This window comes from Gammaproteobacteria bacterium, from assembly GCA_041395725.1.
Taxonomy (GTDB): domain Bacteria; phylum Pseudomonadota; class Gammaproteobacteria; order Pseudomonadales; family Pseudohongiellaceae; genus NORP240.
Map to the genome: position 1 here is coordinate 1,637,715 of JAWKZW010000001.1, position 22,693 is coordinate 1,660,407.

General features: G+C 54.1%; 25 protein-coding genes and 1 pseudogene. 9 read left to right on the forward strand and 17 right to left on the reverse strand.

What is annotated here, in order from left to right; genetic code table 11:
- Positions 1 to 337 precede the first annotated feature (337 nt).
- Genes lgt through R3F50_07225 form a run of 3 tightly spaced genes read left to right on the forward strand, consistent with a single transcriptional unit; the run spans position 338 to position 2,506 of the window.
- On the forward strand, positions 338 to 1,129 hold the full coding sequence (gene lgt / locus R3F50_07215; GenBank protein ID MEZ5490094.1) for a prolipoprotein diacylglyceryl transferase: 792 nt from the start codon (positions 338 to 340) through the stop codon (positions 1,127 to 1,129).
- 21 nt (positions 1,130 to 1,150) lie between these two features.
- On the forward strand, positions 1,151 to 1,984 hold the full coding sequence (locus tag R3F50_07220) for a thymidylate synthase (GenBank protein MEZ5490095.1): 834 nt from the start codon (positions 1,151 to 1,153) through the stop codon (positions 1,982 to 1,984).
- A gap of 15 nt (positions 1,985 to 1,999) precedes the next feature.
- Entirely contained in the window at positions 2,000 to 2,506 is a 507-nt protein-coding gene (locus R3F50_07225) for a dihydrofolate reductase (protein ID MEZ5490096.1), read from the forward strand.
- 172 nt (positions 2,507 to 2,678) lie between these two features.
- On the opposite strand, the pseudogene R3F50_07230 reads toward R3F50_07225, so the two are convergent.
- Positions 2,679 to 2,897, reverse strand: a pseudogene (locus R3F50_07230) (site-specific integrase).
- 786 nt (positions 2,898 to 3,683) lie between these two features.
- Between R3F50_07230 and R3F50_07235 the strand changes: the two are divergent.
- Together R3F50_07235 and R3F50_07240 are read left to right on the forward strand one after the other, a co-directional pair.
- Positions 3,684 to 4,193: a hypothetical protein gene (locus R3F50_07235; GenBank protein MEZ5490097.1), complete on the forward strand. Its 510-nt coding sequence runs from the start codon at positions 3,684 to 3,686 to the stop codon at positions 4,191 to 4,193.
- 70 nt (positions 4,194 to 4,263) lie between these two features.
- Positions 4,264 to 4,797 carry a hypothetical protein gene (locus R3F50_07240; protein ID MEZ5490098.1) on the forward strand — a complete coding sequence of 178 codons (534 nt, stop codon included), beginning with the start codon at positions 4,264 to 4,266 and terminating at the stop codon, positions 4,795 to 4,797.
- Between the two features lie 277 nt (positions 4,798 to 5,074).
- Here R3F50_07240 and argA read toward each other — a convergent pair whose 3' ends face one another.
- The 11 genes from argA to R3F50_07295 all read right to left on the reverse strand — a co-directional run bounded on the left by argA (position 5,075) and on the right by R3F50_07295 (position 14,100).
- Positions 5,075 to 6,400: an amino-acid N-acetyltransferase gene (gene argA, locus R3F50_07245; protein MEZ5490099.1), complete on the reverse strand. Its 1,326-nt coding sequence runs from the start codon at positions 6,398 to 6,400 to the stop codon at positions 5,075 to 5,077.
- Between the two features lie 17 nt (positions 6,401 to 6,417).
- Entirely contained in the window at positions 6,418 to 7,599 is a 1,182-nt protein-coding gene (gene argE, locus R3F50_07250; GenBank protein ID MEZ5490100.1) for an acetylornithine deacetylase, read from the reverse strand.
- Positions 7,600 to 7,641: 42 nt separating this feature from the next.
- Entirely contained in the window at positions 7,642 to 7,983 is a 342-nt protein-coding gene (locus R3F50_07255) for a 4a-hydroxytetrahydrobiopterin dehydratase (protein MEZ5490101.1), read from the reverse strand.
- Between the two features lie 60 nt (positions 7,984 to 8,043).
- Positions 8,044 to 9,183, reverse strand: coding sequence for a radical SAM family heme chaperone HemW (gene hemW, locus R3F50_07260; protein MEZ5490102.1), 1,140 nt, complete (start codon positions 9,181 to 9,183; stop codon positions 8,044 to 8,046).
- Positions 9,162 to 9,782, reverse strand: coding sequence for an RdgB/HAM1 family non-canonical purine NTP pyrophosphatase (gene rdgB / locus R3F50_07265; protein ID MEZ5490103.1), 621 nt, complete (start codon positions 9,780 to 9,782; stop codon positions 9,162 to 9,164). Before rdgB ends, hemW begins: the two co-directional genes overlap by 22 nt.
- 48 nt (positions 9,783 to 9,830) lie before the next feature.
- Positions 9,831 to 10,424, reverse strand: a complete 594-nt coding sequence (metW, locus tag R3F50_07270) for a methionine biosynthesis protein MetW (protein MEZ5490104.1) — start codon at positions 10,422 to 10,424, stop codon at positions 9,831 to 9,833.
- Positions 10,421 to 11,611 carry a homoserine O-acetyltransferase gene (locus R3F50_07275; protein ID MEZ5490105.1) on the reverse strand — a complete coding sequence of 397 codons (1,191 nt, stop codon included), beginning with the start codon at positions 11,609 to 11,611 and terminating at the stop codon, positions 10,421 to 10,423. The genes metW and R3F50_07275 overlap by 4 nt, the downstream gene beginning before the upstream one ends.
- Complete coding sequence (locus R3F50_07280; protein ID MEZ5490106.1) at positions 11,604 to 11,903, reverse strand: DUF167 family protein; 300 nt, start codon at positions 11,901 to 11,903, stop codon at positions 11,604 to 11,606. Before R3F50_07280 ends, R3F50_07275 begins: the two co-directional genes overlap by 8 nt.
- A gap of 14 nt (positions 11,904 to 11,917) precedes the next feature.
- Entirely contained in the window at positions 11,918 to 12,505 is a 588-nt protein-coding gene (locus R3F50_07285; GenBank protein MEZ5490107.1) for a YggT family protein, read from the reverse strand.
- 21 nt (positions 12,506 to 12,526) lie between these two features.
- On the reverse strand, positions 12,527 to 13,348 hold the full coding sequence (gene proC / locus R3F50_07290; protein MEZ5490108.1) for a pyrroline-5-carboxylate reductase: 822 nt from the start codon (positions 13,346 to 13,348) through the stop codon (positions 12,527 to 12,529).
- 68 nt (positions 13,349 to 13,416) lie between these two features.
- Positions 13,417 to 14,100 carry a YggS family pyridoxal phosphate-dependent enzyme gene (locus tag R3F50_07295; protein MEZ5490109.1) on the reverse strand — a complete coding sequence of 228 codons (684 nt, stop codon included), beginning with the start codon at positions 14,098 to 14,100 and terminating at the stop codon, positions 13,417 to 13,419.
- Between the two features lie 103 nt (positions 14,101 to 14,203).
- On the opposite strand from R3F50_07295, the gene R3F50_07300 reads away from it, so the two are divergent.
- Positions 14,204 to 15,238, forward strand: coding sequence for a type IV pilus twitching motility protein PilT (locus R3F50_07300; GenBank protein ID MEZ5490110.1), 1,035 nt, complete (start codon positions 14,204 to 14,206; stop codon positions 15,236 to 15,238).
- Between the two features lie 522 nt (positions 15,239 to 15,760).
- Here the strand turns inward: R3F50_07300 and R3F50_07305 are convergent.
- From R3F50_07305 to gshB, 5 genes are all read right to left on the reverse strand, one after another.
- Positions 15,761 to 16,252: an SRPBCC family protein gene (locus R3F50_07305; GenBank protein MEZ5490111.1), complete on the reverse strand. Its 492-nt coding sequence runs from the start codon at positions 16,250 to 16,252 to the stop codon at positions 15,761 to 15,763.
- Positions 16,253 to 16,454: 202 nt separating this feature from the next.
- A complete protein-coding gene (gene ruvX / locus R3F50_07310; protein MEZ5490112.1) occupies positions 16,455 to 16,895 on the reverse strand; it encodes a Holliday junction resolvase RuvX in 441 nt (146 codons plus the stop codon).
- A gap of 53 nt (positions 16,896 to 16,948) precedes the next feature.
- Entirely contained in the window at positions 16,949 to 17,527 is a 579-nt protein-coding gene (locus tag R3F50_07315) for a YqgE/AlgH family protein (protein MEZ5490113.1), read from the reverse strand.
- 79 nt (positions 17,528 to 17,606) lie between these two features.
- Complete coding sequence (locus tag R3F50_07320) at positions 17,607 to 18,482, reverse strand: TonB family protein (GenBank protein ID MEZ5490114.1); 876 nt, start codon at positions 18,480 to 18,482, stop codon at positions 17,607 to 17,609.
- 12 nt (positions 18,483 to 18,494) lie between these two features.
- Positions 18,495 to 19,445, reverse strand: coding sequence for a glutathione synthase (gene gshB, locus R3F50_07325; GenBank protein MEZ5490115.1), 951 nt, complete (start codon positions 19,443 to 19,445; stop codon positions 18,495 to 18,497).
- 193 nt (positions 19,446 to 19,638) lie between these two features.
- On the opposite strand from gshB, the gene R3F50_07330 reads away from it, so the two are divergent.
- Genes R3F50_07330 through R3F50_07340 form a run of 3 tightly spaced genes read left to right on the forward strand, consistent with a single transcriptional unit; the run spans position 19,639 to position 22,086 of the window.
- The gene (locus R3F50_07330; GenBank protein MEZ5490116.1) at positions 19,639 to 20,160 is read left to right on the forward strand and encodes a hypothetical protein; all 522 of its coding nucleotides are present in this window, start codon (positions 19,639 to 19,641) and stop codon (positions 20,158 to 20,160) included.
- 20 nt (positions 20,161 to 20,180) lie between these two features.
- Positions 20,181 to 21,152: a glycosyltransferase family 2 protein gene (locus R3F50_07335; protein ID MEZ5490117.1), complete on the forward strand. Its 972-nt coding sequence runs from the start codon at positions 20,181 to 20,183 to the stop codon at positions 21,150 to 21,152.
- A gap of 4 nt (positions 21,153 to 21,156) precedes the next feature.
- On the forward strand, positions 21,157 to 22,086 hold the full coding sequence (locus R3F50_07340) for a glycosyltransferase family 2 protein (protein MEZ5490118.1): 930 nt from the start codon (positions 21,157 to 21,159) through the stop codon (positions 22,084 to 22,086).
- Positions 22,087 to 22,693: the final 607 nt, after the last annotated feature.

The window sequence follows — 22,693 nt, forward strand, 5'->3', positions numbered from 1 at the left end:
CATCACATTTCCGGGATTATGCGCCTTTCTCCTATAGTAATGGACAGTGGTTTGAGGATAATAGGTTGCTCAGGGACGGCCCGGGCAGTTTGCTTGCAGTGCCAGGGTATTAAATAAGGATGTTTGGAAGGCCGGCGTATTCAGGATGAAAACGCTGGCCTTCTTTTTTTACTACACCTGATATTGCCGCAGTTTGTTTCTTTTTAGTTATTCCTCTCCACGCATTCCTTGACAGCGCATTTCCCATAGTAGAGCATCGCGGGCACTACTTGAATCCAGAAACCTGTTCCCGGACCAGGGTTCTGTTCCCCGACAGCGATTACTGCCCGAAACCTTCATGCTCACTTACCCTGATATCGACCCAATAGCTTTCAGCATCGGCCCAGTGGATGTGCACTGGTACGGCATCATGTACATCATCGCTTTCGGCGGCGCCTGGCTGATGGCTAATTACCGGGCCAGCAAGGGACCGGGCCGCTGGACCCCAGAGCAGATATCGGACCTGGTCTTCTACGGCGCGCTCGGCGCCGTGGTGGGCGGCCGGCTGGGCTCGGTTTTCTTCTATAATTTCGATCGCCTGCTGGAGAATCCCCTCTGGCTGTTTCAGGTATGGGAAGGAGGTATGTCTTTTCACGGAGGGTTCCTCGGTGTCATGGCAGCCTTCTACTGGTACTCGCGCAAGCTGAAGCGCCCCTGGTTCGAGGTGCTCGACTTTATAGCCCCCTTCGTGCCTTTTGGTCTTGGTGCAGGGAGACTTGGAAACTTCATCGGTGCAGAATTGTGGGGTCGACCCACCGATGTGCCGTGGGGAATGGTGTTTCCTTACCCGGATCAACAACCCAGGCATCCTTCGCAGCTGTATGAATTCTTCCTCGAAGGGGTGGTACTGTTTACCATCGTCTGGTGGTTCTCTTCGAAACCACGACCACGCTACGCCGTGTCGGGTTTGTTCAGTCTGGGGTATGGTGCATTCCGCTTTTTCATAGAATTTTTCCGCGAGCCGGATGCTGACCTGGGGTTCATTGCCTTTGGCTGGTTGACGATGGGGCAACTACTCTGCGTACCGATGATCGTGGCCGGCGCTGTGCTGCTGGCTATGGCCTATCGCAAATCATCGACCGCGAACTGAACCGGGGAGGAGATCAGTCCAATGCGTCAATATCTGGACCTGCTTCAGGATATTCTTGATAACGGGGTGGAGAAATCCGATCGAACCGGAACCGGCACGATCTCAGTGTTCGGCCGTCAGTTCAGACACGATCTGAGTAAGGGATTCCCCTTGCTGACTACAAAGAAACTCCACTTCAAGAGCATCGCCAACGAACTTATCTGGTTTTTGAATGGAGATACCAATACGAAGTGGTTGAAGGAGAACGGCGTCAGCATCTGGGACGAGTGGGCGACGGAGAACGGGGACCTTGGGCCAGTGTATGGCAAGCAATGGACCGCCTGGCCCACCCGGGACGGAGGCAGCATCAATCAGATCGATTACGTCGTAAACTGTCTCAAGACCAACCCCAACAGCCGCCGCATACTTTTCCATGCCTGGAATGTCGAATACCTGCCTGACGAAAGTCTCTCGCCCCAGGAAAACGTCAAGCAGGGCAGGATGGCTTTGCCGCCCTGCCACCTGCTGTATCAGTTCTATGTCGCCAACAATCGATTGTCTTCCCAGCTGTTGATTCGCTCTTCCGACAGTCTGCTGGGGCTGCCATACAATACCGCATCCCTGGCCTTGCTGACCCACATGCTGGCCCAGCAGTGTGACCTGGACCCGGGGGAAATAATCATCTGTACCGGAGACAGTCACATATACAGCAATCACCTGGAACAGGTGAAACTGCAACTGTCCCGCGCGCCACGGCAACTGCCGGAATTACACCTACTGCGAAAACCCGAGTCCATCTATGGCTATCGATTCGAGGACTTTGAGATACGCAACTACGACCCCCACCCCCACATACCTGCGCCGGTTGCCGTGTAACAAAGGTTACGGATTATGAAGCTTTCACTCATCTGCGCCATGGATGAAAACATGGTCATCGGCCGCAACAACAGCCTGCCCTGGCACCTGCCGGAGGACCTGAAGTACTTCAAACGCACTACCATGGGTAAATGTATCATCATGGGTCGGAAAACCTATGAGTCCATCGGTAAACCGCTACCGGGCCGCACAAATATTATCGTTACACGCAGTCGAGATTACGAGGTAGAGAATGCCCGGGTCGTGGATAGCCTCACCGATGCGCTGGAACTGGCGGAGAACATCGCATTTATTGACGGCACCGACGAGGCATTCATCATCGGTGGCGCAGAGCTTTACAAACACGCTCTTCCGTTCATCGACCGGTTGCACATAACCATGGTCCACGCCGAGGTCGATGGCGATACTTACTTCCCGGATTTTGATGTGTCTGAATGGGAAGAAGTCGGCAAGGAACATTTCGAAGCCGACGAGTACAATCCTTACCCATACAGTATCTGCGTTTTCGAGCGGCGACTTTGAGCTCGGTTTTTTATTGACAACATACTGATTCAAATCTTAGTGATTCAAAGCGCATATCGCTCTGAGAATGCCCGGAAAGCAAGCCAGGGCAGGTCAAGCCTTTACAATGCCGATGCAGAAGGTATCTCTACAAACCCTTGGAATTCTCTGTATGATTCCGAAAAAGTGCAAGCTTATAGAAAAACTGTAGACCGTTACGCTTTATTCGTAGAGTGCTCCAGGAATGGCTCTTAACCAAAGAGTCAAAATAGGTCTTGAAATGATCAGGGGTCAACTGATCCGGAGGGGTATCAAAGAAAGCGGTGATGCGCCTAACCGCGCGGCTATAGACATCAATTGTCGTGGTGGCCTTGCCTTGGCGGCGTAATGCGTTACCATGTTGTTGGTACAGTGAATCAAAACTTTGTTTGCTGTGCTTTGTTCATACAATAGTTCCTCTAGTTGTCGCACTCCGGCTAGAGTGCGTAGAGGGATTATTGTAGACAAAACTGATTTAAGAATTTGCCGCGTAGCGGCTTCGTTCAAAAATTAAAAAGGAAGCACAAAGCGCTCCTATTTTTAATGGTGTTATGTGCCTTTTTCAACTCAATGCAAGCTGAAATAGTCCTGGATTAATGAGTATTATAAAATTTAATGAATTGTTTGCCTTAGTTTCCAGTATTGGGGTTCTAACAGGCATAGTCTTTCTTGCCGTGGAGATCAACTAGAACACAAGGACTACGCAGATAACTGCTTTTCAAGCATTAACAGAGAGTATTATAGATATTAACTCCCTTATTCTTTTAGATGACGAAGTTGAACGTATTAGATGCGCGGCATTGACTAACGATCCCAATATAAGCGAAGAGGATACCCGCAGGTATATTGCTTATCTAAGAATTTTACAGCGGCAATCGGAATTAGCATTTGTGCAGTTCGAAAACGGATTTATCGATAGTACTTTGGCCAGGCGCTCCATTGGTCCGCTAATCGATCATCTTGGCAGAAGTGATCTGGCTAAAGAATTCTGGCAAAGTGCAGAAACTTCGTGACCTGAATTCGGCCAATTCGTAGAAGAATTACGTACCGAACCGCGAGCTCCAGGTGAATATTAGTGTAAGCGGGACATGAGAATCAGAAAGGTAGCACTTGGTGCTTCTGTAACTACGGACGCTATATACGGATACGTAGAACTCGGATGACAAAAAAAGCATTTTCTCTATCTTTTTTGATGCTTATCTCGAGCCTTTGCATGCGGGAGACGACTTCTCAAACAGCAGGACGGGAGTATGATCGGAACTTGGATTGGTACGCCGTTCAACTTGCGATAGACGGGACTGGTTTTGAAGTAAAACTCTATATGAATGGTATTCTAGTCGAGCCAGTGTATATGGCTGACTACGAGAGGTTTGAGGGTGTGCTGCAACTACAGAACAGTGACGCTCCTAACAAAGCTATTGCTCCACCGGAATATGAGTTTGCTTTCTCACTCAACAGAGGCACAAATGCGCTTAAAGTGGACTACAGGAAAATTAGTTCATCTCCTGAATCCAGTTTCATCGTTAAAGTTAATGCAGGAAAAATGTTTGATAATCGCTTATGGAAACTAAAGGACATTACGAATCCCCCTTTGGACCAAGGAATTATCGTATTCGAGTTTCATCTACCGGATGACTTAACAGAAGATAATTTACTCGTGCCATTCTGATAGCTAACTATCAGCTCTATAAAGGTCAAACTGCTGCGCCGTTTGTCAATAAACAGGGTTGTTCAAGTGTATGAAGAAAGTCAGTGCTGTCCTGGTAGCCTTGTCGGGCATTTCGAGTCTGAGCGGGCAACCAGCGCATATCGAGGTTTCACAGCTTTTTGGAGAGTGCTTTCCCCAGTTTGCGTCAAATTCCGACGTACTGGAGCTTTACTTATTGCCAGATCTGGAGGCCGAAGGCATTCAAGTTCCTTACAGAGAGAACTGGCTGATTCCCTATACGGAATTAGCTGGACTCACGCGGGTTATAGAAACAGGCGAGGTGCGTGCAACCAGCCCTGAAACTCTCCATCAGTGTAACGTTCAGTCAGCTACAGAAGTTACTCTCCGTGTCGGAGAAACCGCTGATTATCTTTACTGCCTTGGAGCAGGGTATGCGAAAGTGGCCGTACACGATCTGGAGTGTAATATGTTCATCGATGATGATGAAATTCTAAGCTCTCCTGATATTCAGGCATGGATCAGGGTTCTTTGGGCGGACGGAACATCACCCGGCTGGTTACTTCTTGACGGCTCTCAGACTAAAAGTGTGGGAGTTCTCTGCTGATCCACTTTAACGAGAAAATCAATCTGAGACCGGCTCAGTATCAGTGGTCGAGGCATGACTTTCGGCTGTTTTTACCAGCCCCATGATCGCGATCCTGCACAGCACTACAGGGGTTACGTTTCAACATTACTGCTGAGCCTTAACCATTACTGGTCATGATTGATTTTATTGGGCCTGATTACAATTCTTTGTTTCTGCCGAGTAATATATTTCATTACCAGATGGATGATCGGTGTCATGGAAAATCAGCGGGTTCGAGGGTAAACAGGCGGAGAAATCAAAGAGTCTTAACCAGGACCTTAGAATTTCTCTGATAATTATAGAGCTGCTTTTTGGACTCCGGCAGTTCATCCACCGATGACAGCCGGAATCCGTTTTCCAGAAACCAGTGGGTTGCAGCCGTGGTGAGAATGAAAACCCGCTCCAGACCCCGGGTCCGTGCCTCCTTTTCCAGACTGGTCAGCAGTCGCTTGCCCAATCCACGATTCTGATAGTCCGAATGGATGGCGATGCAGGCGATTTCGCCGCTGGCGTTCTCCAAAGGATAGAGTGCTGCGCAGGCGATCAACATGCCCTCCCAGGCGACCACCTTGAAGTTGGTGACTTCGGTTTCCAGCAGTTCCCGGGAACGTTGCACCAGCGTTCCAGCCTGTTCCAGTGGTTTTATCAGCTCCAGTATGCCGCCCACATCATCGATGCCTGCCTGGCGCAGTTCTTCGAAACTGTCGTTGCTGATCAGTGTGCCGTTTCCCTCGCGGGTGAATAGCTCCTGTAGTAATGCGCCATTCTGCTGGTGGCTGATCAGGTGCACTCTGGGTACGCCCCCCTCACTGGCCTTGAGTGCGGCGCTCAAGGCGTCGTTTGTCACTCTTTGCTGTTTATCCTGACTTTGCTCATTCGCCTGTAGATAATCCCGGGCGCTGTTCGGGCTCATCGAGTGGATGAGAGCCTCCTCGGAGTTCATTACACCCTGGCCCGGAATAAACAGTATCAGCTTGTCGGCGGCAAGTGCTGTCGCTGTTTTCATGGCTACTTCTTCAGCGGACAGATTGAACACTTCGCCCGTAGTCGAGTAGCCAAGATTGGATAAAAGTACGATATTACCCTGGCTTAACTGGCTCTCAATGGCTTTCTTTTGAACCTTGCGCACCAGGCCCGTGTTGCAGAAGTCAATGCCGTCATGAATTCCATAGGGGCGCGCAGTAATGAAGTTACCACGGCACAGTCTGATATCGGAGCCATGCATCGGTGAGTTGATCAGGCCCAATGAGAACTGAGCTTCAATATCGATACTCAGGTGGCCCACGGTGTCCTTGATGGCACCCAGGCTGGCAGGGTCCGATATGCGCAGATTGCGGTGGTAGCGGGATTCGATACCGGCCTGCTGCAAGGCGGCTGATATCTGCGGCCTTGCTCCATGCACCAGTACCAGTTTGACGCCCAGGCTGTTGAGCAGACTGACATCATAGACGATATTGGGGAAATTCCCGTCGGCCAATGCTTCACCGGTTATCAGGATGACAAAAACTTTGTTACGGTGTGCATTGATATAGGCCGATGAATAACGGAACCACTCAATATATTGCTGAACACTTTCACTCATTTCCTGCCAATTCCCTGTTAACCGCGTGATGACGTGTCGCTTTGGAGACACACTTTCTCGATAATTTTTCGGATATGCCCGATTCCTGGTTCAATCATGTCCAGGGCAAGATATTCATCGGGTTGGTGAGCCTGATCAATGCTGCCTGGCCCGAATATGATCGTGTCCAGGCCAAGCTCCTGTAAATGCGGGGCTTCCGTACCAAATCCCACGCTGATCCCATGCTGGCCGGTCATTTGCTCTACCAGGCGCAGTATTTCGCTGTGTGGATCGGCCATGAATGCCGGCACGCCCGGGAACAGTGGTACCAGTTCAAACTGAATATTCAGCGGGTCGACAATTTTACTGATCCGCCTGGTGAGCTCTTCCCTGATGGTATCCGGTTCCATTCCCGGGTTAAGCCGGATATCGATTTCCAGTTCGCAATGGCCGCAGATCCTGTTGGGGTTATCACCACCATGAATACAGCCCAGATTCAGGGTAGGGTAGGCGACCTTGAACAGGTCGCTGGCGTACTCCTGCCGTATCTGGTTGCGCCAGGTCATCAGGTCGGTAATTACCGCGTGCATGGCATCGAGGGCATTGTTGCCCAGAGAGGGGTCCGAGGAGTGTCCGCTTTGCCCCAGCAGTCTGATGGATTCCATCATGATGCCTTTATGGGCTTTCACGGGCACCAGCCCGGTGGGCTCACCGATTACTGCGTACCGGCCCTGGGGGATGCCCAGTTCCACCAGCGAGCGGGCCCCGTACATGGATGTTTCCTCGTCCGCCGTGGCAAGCACTATCAGCGGTTCTTTGAACTGTGCATCGCCAAGCTGGCGTACGGCCTCCATGACGACCGGAAAGAACCCTTTCATATCGGTACAACCCAGACCATAAAGCCGGTTATCTTTCTGCGTCACCTGAAACGGATTCACTGACCAGAGCTCTTCATCCAGGGGTACTGTGTCTGTATGGCCGGACAGTACCAGGCCTCCGGAACCGGACCCGCGGGTGGCGATCAGGTTGTACTTTCTGTTCGCTGTGAAAGACTCACACTCGAGTATTTCACAGCGAAACCCCAGTTCCTCGAAGCAGCCTGCGAGGTAGTCGATGACCGGGCGATTGCTCATGTCCAGTGTCGGATTGGCAGAACTGACGCTGGCGCGACTGACAAGCTGATTCAGATTTTCGATGAAGCCTGGTATTTCAATAGCCATGATCTGGATGTCACCGGGCCGCAGGGGCCGGAAATGATTGTATTAAAGCCTGGCAGCCTGGTCGGTTCGGGCAGCCATGATAAAGTCATTCAGGTGCAGGCCGCTGATCCGATGGGTCCACCAGTGAACCACAACCCTGCCCCATTCCACCTGCAGAGCAGGGTGGTGATCTTCCTGCTCGGCAAGCGTCGCAATCCTGGCAGCGAAATCGAAAGCCAGGCGAAAGTTTTCAAACCGGTATTCCCGTACCAGCCTGGCCACTCCGTGCTGTTCCTGTATTATCCAGCCTGGTAGCTGCGCCAGTAACTCATCTGCCTCGGCGCTGTTCACGGCGCTGGAGTCCGAGCGACAGGCCTGACAGTGTAACCTGTGGAGGGCAGGCATAAGTCAGGGAGCCTCCCGCAGAGCGTTGTGGTACTTAATAAGAGGCTCCTTAAATCCGCGCTACAGAAAATTTTCCAGCAGGTTGTTGGTAAACAGCACACCCTTTGCTGTGGGTCTCACACTGCTGTCCGTTACCTGCAGAAACCCTTCCTGCTGCAGATATTCTAGCCGCTTTCGAATCGTGCCGAAAGATTTGCCGGTGCGGGACTGGTACAGGTCTGTCTCAAAGCCGTTTATCAGGCGCAGGGCATTCATCAGAAATTCCAGGTCCAGGCTGTCCGGCTCCACGTCTTTTACCTCGGCCGCGTAGTTATCCTGTACCGACAGATAATGATTGGGCTGCCTGACCTTGCGGGTACGGATCAGCCTGTTCTCAGTGGCAAAAGTAATCTTGCCGCTGGCTCCTGCACCAATACCGAGGTAGTCACCAAACTGCCAGTAATTCAGATTGTGCCGTGAGGGCCTGCCGGGTCGCGCATAGGCGGAAATTTCGTAGCGGTTCAGCCCGGCTTCCTCCAACAGGGAAAAGCCGGACTCCATAATCTCTACCAGGGTGTCTTCATCGGGCAGCTGCGGGGGATTGCTGTAGAACGCGGTATTAGGTTCCATGGTCAGTTGGTACCAGGACAGGTGCGCCGGTGCGAAACCGATGGCTTTGCGCAAATCGTTCTCCGCCTGCCGGGGTGTCTGCCCCGGCAGGCCGTACATGATGTCCAGGTTGTAATTGTCAAATCCTGCCCGTTGACAGATAGCGATGGCTTTTTCCGCTTCGGCACCGTCATGAATCCTTCCCAGGGCCTGCAGTGCGCTGTTGCTGAAGCTCTGAATGCCCAGCGACAACCGATTGATGCCTGCACTACGAAAGCCGGAGAAGCGCTGCATTTCGACGGTTCCCGGGTTGGCCTCCAAGGTACATTCCATGTCACTGGCAAAGTTGACAGAATTCCCGAGCCCGCTGAGCAGCTCGTCATAGAACCCCGCGCTGAGCAGACTGGGCGTCCCGCCGCCGATAAAAATCGATTGCAGCGGCCTGCCCTGAATGTATTCGCGATCCCGACGGAAGTCATTCAGCAATGCCGCGAGATAGGCTTCCTCGGGTAAATCGCCGCCAGCCGCGTGAGAGTTGAAGTCACAGTAGGGGCATTTCCGAATACACCAGGGCACATGGATGTAAAGGCTTAGCGGCGGGAGTTCCAGCATTGTAATAGTTGCCTGATGGCCTTGCCGCGATGACTCAGCTGATTTTTAACCGATGGATCCAGTTGCGCCGACGCGCAATTATGGGTGGGTACATAAAAGAGTGGATCATAACCGAAGCCGTTGGGCCCGCTTTCTTCAAACAGAATGCGGCCTTCCCAGGTGCCCTGACAGATCAGCGGCATGGGGTCTCTCGCATGGCGCATGTAGACAATCACGCATTGAAAGCGCGCACTGCGCTCGTTTTCGGGTACGCCCTCGAGTTCTTTTAACAGCTTGACGTTATTTGATTTGTCAGCGTCGGCAGACTTGTCTCCGGCGTATCGTGCTGAGTAGATTCCCGGTTCACCATTGAGGGCGTCGACTTCAATGCCTGAATCATCTGCGATCGCGGCTTTCCCCGTCATTTCGCAAGCATGCCTGGCCTTGATGATGGCGTTCTCCACAAAACTCAGCCCGGTTTCATCGGCATCGGTGACCCCCAGTTCTCTTTGGGGTATAAACACCACACCGCTATCGCCCAGCGTCTGTTGCAGCTCTCTCAATTTGCCGGCGTTACCGCTGGCCAGAACAATTTCCTGCCTGGTTTTCCGTATGTTCATTCTAAATAATTTTCTGCCTGGTGCTTATGCTTCCAGTTTGCAAAAGCCTTAGTTGCGTGTCAGATGGTAGATGGCAATTTCACCCAGCAGGTTGGGCCAGGCTCTCATGTACCAGTTACCCTGGTGTTCATTGTCCACCACGGTTCGGGTCAGTATGCGGATATTCTTTTCCCGGCAAAGGGCGTCGAAATCCTTGACCGTGCAGAAATGAATGTTCGGTGTGTCATACCATTGGTAGGGCATGAACTTGGACACCGGCATCCGGCCTTTGCTTAACAGGTAAAGGCGGGATTTCCAGTTGCCAAAATTGGGAAACGTGACGATGCCGTTTTTACCGATCCTGAGCATTTCATCGATCAGCAGGGCAGGGTTGCTGAGCGCCTGCAGGGTCTGAGTTAACAGCACTGTATCGAAACTGTCGGTCTGGAAGTTCCGCAGGCCGTTGTCGATATTCTGTTCGATAACGTTGACGCCCTTGGACAGGCACTCATTGATATTATCGACATCGATCTCCAGCCCGATGTCGACAATATTCCTGTTTTCCTTCAGGTATTGCAACAGGCTGCCGTCCCCGCAACCCAGATCCAGGACCCGGCTGTCAGGTTCTATCCAATGCTGAATGATCTCCAGGTCGGGTCTCATGTGGCAAGCCCTTCATGAACCCGTTGCAGGTAACGACGGAATGCTTCCATGTAACGGGGGATAGGCAACAGGAAGGCATCGTGGCCCTGGTCGGCTTCGATCTCAATGTAGCTGACTTCCCGCCCTGCGTGCAGCAGATTCTCCACCAGCTCTCTGGAGCGCTCCGGGGGAAATCGCCAGTCGGTACTGAATGACATCAGAAAAAACCTGCAGTGACTGTTGGCGAATGCCTTGCTGAGATCTCCGTCGTAATCCACCGAGGGGTCGAAATAATCCAGTGCCTTGGTCATCAACAGGTAGGTGTTGGCATCGAAGTTTTCGGAGAAACGTTCACCCTGGTAATGCAGGTAACTCTCCACCTGGAAATCAATATCAAGGCCGAAGCTGAGTTTACCGGTTGTCAGATCGCGGCCGAAGTTACTGCTGCCAGGTACCAGATCCTCGATATTTTTCCCGAATTTGTTACGTAACGCGTTTTCTGACAGATAGGTGATATGCCCGACCATTCTGGCCAGCATCAGACCTTTCTTGGGTGAAGTGTTGAACTCCAGGTAACGGCCTTCGTGAAAATTGGGGTCGGAGGTAATCGATTGCCTGGCCACTTCGTTGAAGGCGATATTCTGGGCGGAGAGTTTCGGAGCCGTGGCGATGGCAATGGCATTGTCGACCCGTTCCGGGTAGCTGATGGCCCAGCGCAGCACCTGCATGCCTCCCAGGCTGCCACCGATCACAGCAGCCCACTTGCTGATGCCCAGCCGGTCCGCCAGTCTGGCCTGGCTGTTGACCCAATCCCGCACGGTCATAACCGGAAAGTCCGGGCCGTAGGTTTTGCCAGTCTGAGGATTCATCGAGCGGGGGCCGGTGCTGCCGGCACAGCCACCGAGATTATTCAGGCTGACTACATAGAACAGGTTGGTGTCGATGGGTTTGCCCGGCCCGATGCATTCATCCCACCAGCCAGGCTTGCGGTCGGATTCACTGTGGTAGCCGGCGGCATGATGGTCGCCACTCAGGGCATGGCAGATGAGAACGGCGTTGCTCGCTTTGGTATTCAGGGTTCCGTAAGTTTCCACCATCAGGTCATAGCAGGGCAGCACCTTGCCGCTACGCAGTTTCAATGGTTCGTCGAAGTGGTGAACCTCGGGTTCTACCAGGCCGACGGAATTTTCGGGAATGACTTCAGGCATCAGGATATCGGTCTATTATTTGCAGTTCGGGTGGCAGCCGTTTCGGCGCACAGATTCTTATTCGCTTGCTTCGCCCCGCAGCCCCCTGTTCAATCTGGATATTGCTCTGCGGAGTTTTAAACTGTCTGGACAGGAATTTAATCAGATGCTGGTTCGCTTTGCCATCAACAGGTGGCGCCGTAATCAGAATCTTCACAGCATCCTGGCTGATCTCAGCGAAGCCATCCTGTCTGGCTCTGGGCTGTATTCTACAGGTTAGAACCAGGTCGTCATCGAGCCAGCGATAGAACACCGGGAATAAGCCGGTCAGACACCAACAATCACCTGGCGGACCCCCTCAGAGATACCGAAAACCTCCATCAGGAAACTGCTCAGGAATTCGATACCGAGGAAAATAAATATTGGCGAGAAATCCAGCCCTCCCATGGGCGGAATGATGTTGCGTATCGGCGCCATGACCGGCTCGGTCAGCTGCCAGATCAGTTGCAGGATCGGATGCGGGTTCATACTGCCGGAGAACAGCATCACGAAAGACATGATAATGGTGGCGAGTATGGCGTAAAAATAAATATTCAGAATAAACAGGATAACGCCGGCCAGCGACCAGGAAACGATCGAGCCAATACCGGGCATTTCATAGCCGTACAGGTTGATCAGGGCTGTGATCAGGAGCCCTTCGACCAGCAGGGCAAGCACCAGGCAGGAAAAATCGATGCCTCGATAACCGGGTATAAAGCTGCGAAATATTCTGACCACCGGATCGGTTATGCGGACCACTGATTGGGACAGGGGGTTATAAAAATCGGCTCTGGCTATCTGCAATAGAAACCGGAGCAGAATTGCCAACAGATACAGTCCACCAAGGGTGCTTACCAGACTTGCAATAGCGTTCATGCTTTAACCTTTAACCTGTGATTAGCTGCCGAGCTCTCGGGCCAGCACCCGGGAGCGCTGCTGGGCAGCTAGCAGCGCCTTTGATACCAGCTCGCGGAGCCCGCCTGATTCGAATTGATTCAATGCCTGTTCGGTTGTACCGCCTGGGGAAGTCACCTGGCGCCTCAGCTCTGCCGTGCTGGCGGTACTGCTGGCAGCAAGTTCTGCAGCCCCCAGGGCGGTCTGGTAGGTGAGTTGCCGGGCCGTGTCTGCCGTCAACCCCATCTCCAGAGCCACGTTCTGCATGGCTTCCATCAACAGGAAAAAATAGGCCGGCCCGCTGCCGGACAACGCGGTCACCGCGTCAATGTCCGCTTCGACGTCAAGCCACAGGGCCAGGCCTACGGCCTCGAGCAGGTCTTTGGCCAGCGTTTTCTGCTCGGCGGATACCTTGTCGTTGGCATACAGCGCGGTAGCGCCTTTGCCTACCAGGGCCGGCGTATTGGGCATGCACCTGACCACCGCCAGTTCGCCTCCCAGCCAGTCAGCAAGCTGAGCACAGGTGATGCCCGCCGCGATGGAGACGATAAGGCAGTCTCTGCCCGCCAGGGTGGAGCGCAACTGCTGGCAGGCGTCTTTCATCACCTGGGGCTTGACTGCCAGCACCACGACATCGGCGGTGGCGGCAATTTCCTTTGAATTGGCCACCTGGATGCCGCACTCGGTGCGCAGAACCTCAAGCTTGTCAGTATCGATGTCGGCGGCTATCAGCTGGCGCGGTGGGACCCCTCTGGCCAGCAGGCCGCGAATAAGGCTGTTGGCCATATTGCCCGCGCCAACAAATCCGGTGGTGCTAGTTTCCAGGCTCACTTCGGGTATTCACTCAGCAGGAAAAAAAGTAGCCGGTATTCTATCTTAATTAACAGGTGCATTTATATCCTGGCGCCGAACACGGCGGTTCCGATGCGGACCAGCGTAGAGCCTTCGGCGATGGCCGCTTCGTAATCGCCACTCATGCCCATGGAGAGCGTGTCGAAGTGGGGGAAGACACCCTGCAGTCGATGGAATTCCCCGGCCAGGGGGGCGAATTGCCGGCGCTGCTGATCGAAATCGGTTTCGGTGGCGGGGATGGTCATCAGACCCCGCAGCCGCAGCCGGGGCAGGGTAGCCACCTGCTGGCAGAGAGATTCGACGTCGGCCAGATCGACCCCGGATTTGCTGTCTTCGCCGGAAAGATTGACCTGGATGCAGACGTTAAGCGGCGGCAGGGAGCTATCGCGCTGCTCGCTGAGCCGCTGCGCAACTTTCAGACGGTCAACGCTGTGAACCCAGTCGAAGAGGCTGGCTATCGGGCGGGTCTTGTTGGACTGGACAGGCCCGATGAAATGCCAGCAGATAGCCAGGTCCTGCAGGGCACTGATTTTGGCTTCTGCCTCCTGCAGGTAATTCTCGCCGAAATCCCGCAACCCGGCGGCAAAAGCGGTGCGAATTGACTGCTCAGACTGCTTTTTGCTTACAGCCAGCAGCGTCACCGATCCGGGCGGCCTTTGATACCTTTGTTCAAAAGCGTGGATTCGTTCAAGAATTTCGGAAATATTGTCTGCTATTCTCGGCATTTACGGGGATTGGCTAATAAATTGAATAACCCCGCAGTATACGCTGACTTACCAGCATCAGACCAAAAGGCGCTAAAGCGCGCTTACACCACGGGTACAGGCTATGGATATTACCGAACTTTTGAATTTTAGTGTCAAACAGGGTGCCTCTGACTTGCACATCACTGCCGGTATGCCGCCACTGATTCGCGTGGACGGCGACATTCGCCGCATCAATGTTCCAGAGATGGACCATAAGGAAGTCTACAGCCTGATTTACGAGATTATGAACGACAAACAGCGCAAGGACTTCGAAGAGTTCATGGAAACCGACTTTTCCTTCGAAATCCCCAACCTGGCCCGTTTCAGGGTTAACGCGTTCAATCAGAACCGCGGTGCGGCGGCGGTCTTTCGAACCATTCCCTCGAAAGTTCTCACCATGGAGCAACTGGGCATGGGCGAGGTGTTTCGCAAGATCTCCAATGTCCCCAGGGGGCTGGTGGTCGTGACAGGGCCTACCGGTTCCGGCAAGAGCACCACACTGGCCGCCATGATCGACTACATTAACTCGGAAAAATACGAGCACATCCTCACTATCGAGGACCCGATCGAATTTGTGCATACCAGTAAAAAGGCATTGATCAATCAGCGGGAAGTCCACCGGGATACCCTGGGGTTCAATGAAGCACTGCGATCAGCCCTGCGTGAGGACCCGGATATCATCCTGGTGGGAGAATTGCGGGACCTGGAAACCATTCGTCTGGCCCTGACCGCCGCCGAAACTGGTCACCTGGTGTTCGGCACCCTGCACACCACCTCCGCAGCCAAGACTATCGACCGTGTAATCGACGTGTTTCCAGCCGCTGAAAAAGACATGGTCCGCTCCATGCTGTCAGAATCTCTGCAGGCGGTAGTCTCTCAGACCCTTCTGAAACGGCCGGGGGGAGGTCGGGTTGCGGCCCATGAGATCATGATCGGCACCTCGGCGATTCGCAACCTGATTCGCGAGGACAAGGTGGCGCAGATGTACTCTGCCATCCAGACTGGTGCCTCAGCGGGTATGCAGACCCTGGATCAGTGTCTGAAGGACCTGCTGGCCAAGGGCCTGGTGACCCGGGAAGACGCCCGCGCCAAGGCCAAAATGCCGGATAATTTTTAGCGGGCCCTGGTTTCCAAAGCTTTGAAGGCGAGCAGCATGTCCCGAAAAGGTTTTAGGTTGTTCGTCACAGTTCAGCAGGCTTTGAGTTGTCCCTTCGAAGCAAACCCTCCCGTACCCTCGAACGAGTCTGTGCGGGGCAGGCCGTGGAGAACTTCCTCCTCGCGGCCTGCGGCCTGATTGCTCGTCAAAAGCTCTCCACGGCCTGCCCCTGACGTCGTCAAGTTTGCGGGATTCTGCGAGGTGGGAAAGTTTAGCCTGAACGATAAATAGTCAAAGACAGCGACGCGAATTCATGTCGAGACCAAGGGGGTCCGGGGAAGATTTCCCGAACAATCAGGCCCTAGGCCGTGAGGGAAAACTTCCCCGGACCCCCGCCAGGCTACTCGTCCAGCACCAGCCTCTTCGAAGCAATACCGCCCGTGGACCGAAGCCCCTCCCGATTGAGTCTGTGCAGATCAGCGAGGAGAACTCCCTCCCCGCGCCGGCCCTGACAGGAACCGGCTGCAGGAGGGCCAAAGCTGACTACTGGGATTCAGCGATATTCTTCATGTTCTGCAGGGCGTTCTCAAAAGTCCCCCGGCGCCGGGCAACATCGGCGTCCTTGGCAGCCTGGTCCGGCTGATTTGAAACATCAAGCATCAGTGTGTAAATAAGCCGGGTGCGGTTTGCACCGAGCGGTCGGGCTTCCATGAAGCCGTGATACAGATTGTAGAATTGGCCTTCCCGGGTCGGCTGGGTGTAGCCGTACGCCAGTTCCGTCTGGGCTACCAGAATCTCCAGGATGCGGCCACCGGCCAATGCCCGCACAGTTCCGATTCCACCGTCACCGGAGGTGATTTCGCAGTCCAGGTTCAGCCACTCGCTGATGGCACAATAGTCACCGACCGCGGCCCAGACCTCGGATGCCGGTTTGTCGATCTCGATGTCCATCTCGATCCGGGTGTATTCCGGCTGGGCGTTGGCAAATCCGCAGAATGCGAGGAATGTTGCGCAGGTGAGTAGCAGGCGTTTCATAGACTTCTCCAAGGGTGGGATTGTGCTTGTTGTTGTTGATAAAGCGTGTGTTTAAGGCAGGAGAGTAATCGCTTGCCGGATCGTCGTCAAAAGGTATCTTTTTCCGCCAAGCGGCTTGTCCGGCACCAGCCGTTTCGAGGCAAACCCTCCAGTGAACCGAAGCCACCTCCGATGGAGTCTGTGCGGAGCTCAGGCACAGGCACTAAGGGGCTGGTTCTCTCGAGCGCTGCCGCAGCTCGGCGAACCAGCTTTCCAGGATCAGCTGAGCGGCGATGCTGTCGAGAGGCTCGCCCCTGGAGCCAGCCAGTTCCTCGGCCGCTTTCGACGACAGGCGCTCGTCAATCCCGTAACAGGGCAGGTGAAAGCGGCCATGCAGCCGGTTGCCGAACTTGGTGGCCCGCAGCAGCAGGTCGCTGTCGCTGCCATCCATGTTGTAGGGCAGACCGACTACCAGCAGGTCCGGCTGCCAGGTATTCATGAGCTGCTGGATCTGTTGCCAGTCTGGTATGCCGTCTCTGGCCGGCAGGATGGCCAGGGGGCGGGCCGTGCCGGAGATTGACTGTCCGTAAGCCACGCCAATCCGGCGCGTACCGAAATCAAACCCGAGAGCGGTAATTTCAGCGGGGATGGAAGCAGGAAACATTTCGAGGGGCATCGGGATAGTCGGTTGGCGGAGTGAATTCGGTGGTCGTCGGTTCAGGAGTGACCGGCATCGGGGGACAGCTGATTGAGATCTACTCCCAATTGCTCAGCGGCCCGCGCCGCCATGTTTTCGAAGTCTTCGGAAAAAACCAGTTCGGCAGTTGCCGGTGCGGTAAGCCAGGCGTTTTCGCTCAGCTCCCGATCCAGCTGACCACCGTCCCAGCCGGCGCAGCCCAGCGCAATCAGATACCGTTCCGGCCCCTTGCCGTCAGCAATATCCTGCAATAGTTGTTTGGAGGTGGAGAGACTGAATCGTTCACCTACGCGCACTGAGGAATTCCAGTCATTGCTGGAGTCATGGATGATAAAACCTTTATCCCGCTCTACCGGTCCCCCTGCCAACACCCGGCGATTTTTGAATGCAGTGTCATCAACGGAACAGACTATTTCAAGCTCATCGAAAATATCCGCCACGCTGATTGTGAGCGGCTGGTTGATGACGATGCCCAGGGCGCCGTCCTTGTTGTGTTTCCACAGGTAGGTGACAGTGTGGGCAAAGTACGGATCAGCCAGCTGCGGCATAGCGATCAGGAGCTGATCCTCCAGGGAGTTCTCGTAATCCGATTCAGACATAGGCAGCGATGGGATACTCGGTAAATTCAGGCACTGGCTTGCTTTGCAATGCTGGTTTTACTGGCACTATGCCAGAACACTACTCGGTGGTAAATGCGGCGCCTTCCTGGAAGCGCCAGGTGCGAATGATTTCCAGGATATCGTACTGCCCGCGCAATTCCGGCGGGAACGGTTCAAAGGGAGCCGCAAGGTTCACGATATCGACAGCCGCCTGGTCGAGCACGGCACTGCTGGAGGACTTGAGGATCAGAATTTCTTTAACCGAGCCGTCCGGATTCAGCGCGACCAGCAAGCGCAGGTCACCAAAAATCTGCTGCCTACGGGCCGATTCGGGGTAGTTAAGATTGCCCACCGATTCAATGCGCTTGCGCCAGCTGTCCAGGTACAGGGCATCGTGACTTTTCTGGGTAGACGCAGAGGAAATGGTGTATTTACGGGGCTTTCTGGCATAGGCCTCCCGCTGCAGATCCAGTTGTGCCTGCAGGCTGGCAATGGCCAGGCTGAGCTCTTCCTGGGTGAAGTCGTCGGCGTCGGGGTTTTCCGCTTCGGTGGACTCATCTTCAGGGCTCTGATCTATCTGTTCCTCGGCCTGTAAGGCGGTGAGCACTGAAATATCGGTCGTGGCAGTGTTCTGGCGGGCCGCCATGGCCTGACGCACCGGCGATACTTCCTGAATCACGTCAGCATTGAATTCCGAGGTGAACGGGGTGCTGGGTGCGGAGCGCTCTTCCAGGGTGCCGGAGCCGGTCTGGTTTTCCTGGGCAATGAAATCCGCCTGATCGGGGGCCACCTCGCTGCGATACTGAGCGAGGGTTATTTCCATGGTGGGTTCGTTGGTTATTTCATCCAGGTAAGTAAAACCCACGCCGAGAATCAGCATGGCGTGCACACAGGCCGACAGGAACACTGTAAACCCGAAGCGCTCGTTCTGATGTTCACTTACCGATGTTGCCATGTTGGTCTGTATTCAGCTGTCCAGTTTCGTGACGATGCAGTCCATTAGATCCCCTGCAATATCAAGGCCATAGGCTTCATCGAGCTCCCTGACGCAAGTAGGGCTGGTGACATTGATCTCGGTCAGGAAATCGCCTATGACGTCCAATCCAACGAAGAGTAACCCTTTTTTCTTCACGACTGGTCCAACCTGTTCACAAATCCAGCGATCTCTGTCGGTCAATTCCTGGGCAACTCCGTTGCCACCGGCAGCCAGGTTGCCCCGGGTCTCGCCCACGGCAGGCACACGTGCCAGCGCATAGGGCACCGGTTCACCGTCGATCAGCAGGATACGCTTGTCACCTTTGACGATTTCCGGGATGTATTTCTGCGCCATTATCTGGTTGCGACCACCTTCGGTGATGATCTCGGTGATGACGCTGAGGTTGGGATCGCCCTGGCGCAGGCGAAAGATTGCCGTACCGCCCATACCGTCCAGTGGTTTAAAGATGACGTCCTGGTTTTCCTCATAAAACTTCCGCAGCTTGGCGCCGTTGCAGGTAACCAGGAATGGCGGGCAGCATTGCGGGAACTGGGCGGCAAACAGTTTTTCGTTGCAGTCACGCAGGCTCTGCGGGTCGTTAACCACCAGCACGCCCTCTTTCTGGGCTTCTTCCAGCAGGTAAGTGGAATACACATAGTGGTTGTCAAAGGGGGGATCCTTGCGCATCAGGATCACGTCCAGCTCTCCCAGGGGCAGCTGTTCGGTGGCGCCGAAGGCATACCAGTCCTGAGGATCCGCTTTGACAGTCAGCTCCCGCATGATTCCCTTGCTGATGCCGCTCTCCATGTACAGGTCGGTCTGCAGCATGTAATAAATTTTCCAGCCCCGGGCCTGTGCGGCCAGCAACATGGCCAGACTGGTATCCTTTTTGTAGGAAATGGACTCGATGGGGTCCATTACGATGCCGAGTTTGATGCTCATAATGTTGTTTCAATCCTGGGGAATCTGCGGGTTTCAGGGGCCACCGGGGCTGCTCCGAAGTCTGTGCATAATAGCAATCTTTGCGTCGCTGCGCGACGCAAGGGCAGCCTGGTGTCGCTCTTTGCCGGTGATTTTCAGTCTGGTCACCGATCCGGCTATAATAGCCCGCGTTTTGGCTAAGGGGTTATCCGCTGTGGGTTTAATTGGATTGGGTTGGGGGATCGGCGGTGTGCTGACGCTGTTGCTGTTTGCTGTCTATCGACTCTCGCCTATGGCCATGGAGTTGACCCAGCAGCCACTCAGTTCCCTGCACTGGCTGGCGCTGGTATTCAGTGTTGGCTATATGGCTTATGCGGAAGGATACCGGGGGTTTCATAAGAGCTTTGCGCCTCGGGTGATCGCCAGGGCGCGCTATCTTGAGCGCCACGTCAGTCTCGACAAGGTTTTTCTCGCGCCTCTTTTCTGTATGGGTTATATCCATGCCACACGAAAGCGCAAGATCCTCTCATTTTCACTCACCTTTATGATTGTCTGTTTTGTGGTTCTTGTACGGATGCTGCCGCAGCCCTGGCGGGGTATCGTAGACGCAGGGGTGGTTACCGGGCTGGCAATCGGCATTGCTTCGATTCTCTACTACCTGGTTCAGTCGTTTTTCAGGCCGGAACTACTTACGGTTTCACCGGATGTACCAGGTGTCACAACACTCGATCATTAAAATTGGCTGAGGATCAGCGGATGCCAGGGACCACCGGAGAAGAGTCCAGGACAGACAGCTGTGCCATTGTGGTGACTCACTATCCGGGGCTTAAGGACTTGCTCGGGTTATTGAATGAGCTGAACAGGGAAACGGATTTTCTGGTGATTGACAATGGGTCTCCGCAGGCTGACCAGTACCGGGCGTCGATCCTCACCTGCAACCGCTGTGTTGGGTTTCTGCAATTGCCGGAGAATATCGGCCTGGCTGAGGCGCTGAACAAGGGCCTGCAGGAAGTACGCAAACGCAATTACCGGTTTGCGTTTCTGTTCGATCAGGACAGTCGTCCCGGTGACGCCTTCGTGAACAACATGCTGGCTGCCTTTGCCCGCGCCGAGACGCTCGCCGAGGGCAGATTAGCGGCGCTTGGCCCGCGAATTATCAACCACCGCAATCAGCGCCAGACACCCTTCAAGCTGTTTAACCGGCTACTTCGGCGTTCGGACCAGCCCTTTCACGGCGCATCCGGCTTATTTCAGGCCGACTTTCTTATCACCTCCGGTACGCTGCTGCCGCTCGCCTGTCTGGAACAGACAGGCGACATGAAGGCCAGCTATTTCATTGACAATATCGACCTCGAGTGGTGTTTCCGGGCCAGGATGCGCGGCTATGAGCTGGCCGGCACCAGCGACGCCGTGCTGTATCATGCGATCGGCGAGCCGAGTAATAACCCGCTGGTCCGCAGGGGCCTGATGGCGCAGCACAAGCCGGCAAGAACCTATTACTCGAGTCGCAACCGGGTGCACCTGTACCGACAGCACTATGCGCCCCTGGGCTGGAAGCTCAGGGATATCCCCCGTTTTTTTCTGAAAGCGGTGTGGTTGATTCTGACGTCGACCGAAAGGCGGCAGTACTGGCGGAACATCAGCGCCGGAATTCGCGACTCCCGGAACCTGGACGGGGATGAAGCAGCGCCGGGCAGAGGGGGTTCAGACAGTGCTCACAGGCCCTGACAAGATGCCGCATTATCCGAGAATCGCCGTGCTGTTACCTACCTTCAATGGTGCCCGTTTTATCGGTCAGCAGTTGGACTCAATTCTGGCTCAGTCGGTTAACGATCTGGTCATCGTTACCCGGGATGATGGCTCCTGCGACCAAACCTGTGAGATCGTGGAGCGCTACGCACAGCAGTGGCCCGGGAAATTTCATCGGGTGGCCGGCGCGGAACAGAACCTTGGTCCCAGCGGCAATTTCTCTTTTCTTATGCAGTATGCGCTGGATAACAGGGAAACCCTGGGGCTCGATTCCGCCTACCTGATGCTGTGCGATCAGGACGATGTCTGGGACGGCCGTAAAATAGAAACCGAGCTTGAGGCGTTGCTGAAACTTGAGGCCAGTCACCCCGGTAAGCCATTGCTGGTTCACAGCGACCTGGTGGTGGTCGATGAGGAGCTTACGCCTATCGCTGAATCGTTCCTGGCCTTTCATGGCCTGGATGCGGGCCGCAACGATCTGCGCAATATCATTTTCAGCAATACGGTAACCGGCTGCACCGCGCTGGTTAATGAACATTTGGTTCGTAAGGCCCTGCCGATTCCCGAGACGGCTATGATGCATGACTGGTGGCTCGCCATGGTGGCAGCCGCCTTCGGGGAGATCGGTTTCGTGCCTGCCAGACTCGTCCAGTATCGTCAGCATGATCAGAATACATTGGGAGCTCGCGAGTATCAGCCTCGCAAATTATTCAGCAGGACGACCTGGCGTCGATTGTGGCAGAAGAATCCGGATGAAATGCTGTTTTCCGTCGCGCAGCAGGCGGACGTGTTTGCCAGCCGGTTTAAAGCGGATCTGTCTCGGCGGCAACGGGTCTGCCTGTCTCTGGCCGGCGGACTTCGCACCGACAGCTTTTTTTTACAGCGGGTACTATTCCGGTTACTCAGGTTCTAGCCGCAACTACTCGTTGAGGGTGCTGTGTCCTCACGGAATCTTTTTGACAGCCTGTCCAGAATGCAGGGCAGCGTCGGATTGGGGATAGAATTATTCACTTGCGACATGACTTGAAGTTCGAATCGAAAATAAAAAAGCCAGTCCCTTCTGGAGTCACGAAAATACATATACCTGACTCCTTTCGATCCACGACCGGGGCTGGTAAAAGATGGCGACAAACTTCCCGTCATGCCAGCCAGTTCAATGAGTTCATGCGAGGCTGTATTTACTGCGGCGGAGCAGTTAAAGAATTGAAAATATCAGGCTCTTACAACTTATTGAATCTTTCGGGATAGAGATGAGTGGTGACAAATCAATAGGCTATGTATCAGGACTATAACTAAGGGGGCATTGCATTTTTCAAATGCCCCCCTTCTTTTTGGGCTGGACAATCTTCATCCTGATAAGTAGATTATCGTCACTGTTCGATCCATTCAAATACTCAACACGCAATGTGAGTAATCATATTAAGACTTGCTGTCCCGCTTGCCGTTGGTGCACCTTCAACTCAGGAGATATCCAATGTTCTGGCACATTTTCGTTTCTTCTTTAAGCTGCTTTGAACAGT